Here is a 3,230-nt window from a genome sequence, read left to right as displayed (position 1 = left end):
GCCATCAAATTTATAGCGGTTTTCACTTTATGACTACAAAACTTCTTCTTTCTTCCTTCTTCCTTCTTCCTTCTTCCTTCTTCCTTCTTAAAACTTTGCCGAAAAAAATTAACACAGAAAAGATAGTTCTGTTACAGATATTTGAGAACAATTAGAGTAAATTGAGATTCCAAACTATTCTAAAGTATCAATTATTATGAATACTCAAAACAATAACATTCTAACTCCAGAAGAACAAAGATTAGAAGCAGATTTTAAACATGAAGAATACTGGAGACGTTGGGGACCCTATTTAAGCGAGAGACAATGGGGAACAGTACGCGAAGACTATAGTGAAGATGGTTCCGCCTGGGATTACTTTTCCCACGAACAATCTCATTATCGTGCTTATAGATGGGGAGAAGATGGTCTTTGTGGTATTTCGGATAATCATCAACGACTGTGTTTCGCGATCGCTCTCTGGAATGGGGAAGACTCTATGCTAAAAGAACGACTTTTTGGTTTAACAGGAAGTCAAGGAAATCATGGGGAAGATGTCAAAGAATATTATTTCTATTTAGATAATACTCCTAGTCATAGTTACATGAAAGCTCTGTATAAATATCCGCAAAGTGCTTTTCCTTATGCTGAATTATTAACAGAAAATCAACAGCGCGATCGTAAATCTTTGGAATATGAATTACTCGAAACAGGAGTATTTGCCGAAAATCGTTATTTTGATGTCTTTGTTGAATATGCTAAAGCTACAGCAGAAGATATTCTGATTAAAATTACAGTAAATAATTTGGCTTCAGAAACTAAGATATTACACTTATTACCGACTCTTTGGTTTAGAAATACTTGGTCTTGGAATGAAAAATCAAACAAACCTATCCTCAAGAAAATTAATCCTGGTCTCATCGAAGCAAACCATCCCACTTTAGGCAAAAGGTGGCTGTATTTTCCTGAAACTATGGAACTTTTTTTTACGGAAAACGAAACAAATAAACAAAGGTTATCTGGAGAAAAAAATACATCTGCTTATGTCAAAGACGGCATCAATAATTATTTAGTCAACGGTCAAAAAGATGCCATTAATCCTAATATGTACGGCACAAAATTTGCACCACATTACATTCTCGAACTAGGAGCAGGTGAAACTAAAACCATCAAATTAAGACTTGCTAACTCTCCAGAAATTAGACAACCATTCGACACAAAATTCGACAATATTTTTCAAACTAGAATTGCAGAAGCAGATGAATTTTATCAGCGTCTTTCTCCCTGTAAAATGAAAGATGAATGGCGAAATATTCAGCGTCAAGCCTTTGCCGGATTATTGTGGACAAAACAATATTATCATTATATTGTAGAAGATTGGCTCAAAGGCGATTCTACTCAACCACAAGTATCAGAAAATCGGAAAAATATTAGAAATTATGGATGGATTCATCTATTTAATGATGATATAATTTCCATGCCCGATAAATGGGAATATCCTTGGTACGCTGTTTGGGATTTAGCCTTTCATACCATACCTTTAGCAATAATTGACCCTGGTTTTGCTAAACGTCAATTAGACCTAATTACTAGGGAATGGTATATGCACCCCAACGGTCAATTACCAGCTTATGAATGGAATTTTAGTGATGTAAATCCCCCCGTTCATGCTTGGGGAACTTGGCGAGTTTATCAGATAGAAAAAGAAGTTTATGGTCGTCAAGATAGAAAGTTTCTTGAAAGAGTATTTCAAAAGCTTTTACTCAATTTTACTTGGTGGGTAAATCAGAAAGATGTTGAGGGAAATAATGTTTTTGAAGGNCGGTCAATTACCAGCTTATGAATGGAATTTTAGTGATGTAAATCCCCCCGTTCATGCTTGGGGAACTTGGCGAGTTTATCAGATAGAAAAAGAAGTTTATGGTCGTCAAGATAGAAAGTTTCTTGAAAGAGTATTTCAAAAGCTTTTACTCAATTTTACTTGGTGGGTAAATCAGAAAGATGTTGAGGGAAATAATGTTTTTGAAGGAGGCTTTTTAGGATTAGATAATATTGGAGTATTTGACCGAAGTTCCGAACTACCAACTGGAGGTCATATTGAACAATCAGACGGTACAAGTTGGATGGCAATGTTCTGCTTAGATATGTTAAGAATTTCTCTCGAACTTGCCCTAGAAAATGATGTTTATGAAGATATTGCCTGTAAATTTTTTGAGCATTTTCTCTACATTGTAGATGCCATGAATCATTTAGGTTCAGATGGTACTCAACTTTGGGATGAAACAGATAATTTTTATTATGATGTTTTACATCAACCAGACAAAGAAGATGTACACCTAAAAGTTCGTTCTATAGTAGGATTAATTCCATTATTTGCCGTAGCAATTATTGACTCAGAAACTTTGAAAAAATTACCTAAATTCCAGAAAAGAATAAACTGGTTTATGGCAAATAGAATCGACCTTAGTGCTAATATTGCTTGTATGGAAGCTTGCGGTATTGATTCCGAACGTTTACTAGCAATTGTTAGTCCGGAAAGGCTGAAAATTATCCTCGAAAAAATGTTAGATGAAAATGAATTTTTCAGCGATTATGGTATTCGTTCTTTATCTCGTTTCCACGCCGAAAATCCTTATATTTTTCATGCTAATGATGAGGAATATAGAGTTGATTATGAACCTGCCGAATCTACCAGTGGAATGTTTGGAGGAAACTCTAATTGGCGAGGTCCGATCTGGTTTCCAATCAATCATTTAATGATAGAATCTCTACAAAGATTTCATAACTATTTAGGTGAAGATTTCCGGGTAGAATGTCCGACAGGTTCAGGTCAAATGATGAATTTGTGGGAAGTATCATTAGAAATTGAAGCGAGACTAATTAAAATTTTCCTCAAAGATGAAAATGGAAAACGTCCAGTTTATGGAAATACGGAAATATTCCAAAATGACCCTAACTGGCAAGATTTAATTCTGTTTTATGAATATTTTCATGGCGATAATGGTGCCGGTTTAGGTGCTAGTCATCAGACTGGTTGGACTGGTTTGGTGGCGAAATTGATTCAGCAACGGAGTGAGTATAGTTGTGAAATTTAGTTTTGTTGGTGGTTTATTTTTGTAGGGGGTTTGGTTAGCAAACCACTAATATTCAAGCTTAGGGAGTAATACGTCCAGTAGGGTGCGTTAGTGAAGCGTAACGCACCGCAGGACTGAATTCAGGTATGAAAGTAGGTTGATAGTCCAGTAGGGTGT

At 35.6% G+C, this 3,230-nt stretch carries 1 protein-coding gene and 1 pseudogene; both read left to right on the top strand.

From position 1 onward, the window contains the following. Positions 1 to 196: 196 nt before the first annotated feature. A pseudogene (locus tag AFK68_RS44215) lies at positions 197 to 1,800 on the top strand (glucosidase); the annotation flags it as partial. A gap of 302 nt (positions 1,801 to 2,102) precedes the next feature. Then, positions 2,103 to 3,074, top strand: a complete 972-nt coding sequence (locus AFK68_RS44210) for a hypothetical protein (protein WP_371357233.1) — start codon at positions 2,103 to 2,105, stop codon at positions 3,072 to 3,074. The last annotated feature ends 156 nt before the right edge of the window (positions 3,075 to 3,230 follow it).

It is taken from the genome of Hydrocoleum sp. CS-953 (genome assembly GCF_002260545.1).
Classification (GTDB): Bacteria; Cyanobacteriota; Cyanobacteriia; order Cyanobacteriales; family Microcoleaceae; genus Trichodesmium.
Note: the sequence above shows the minus strand (reverse complement) of the source record. Positions and strands in the feature narration are given on the sequence as shown.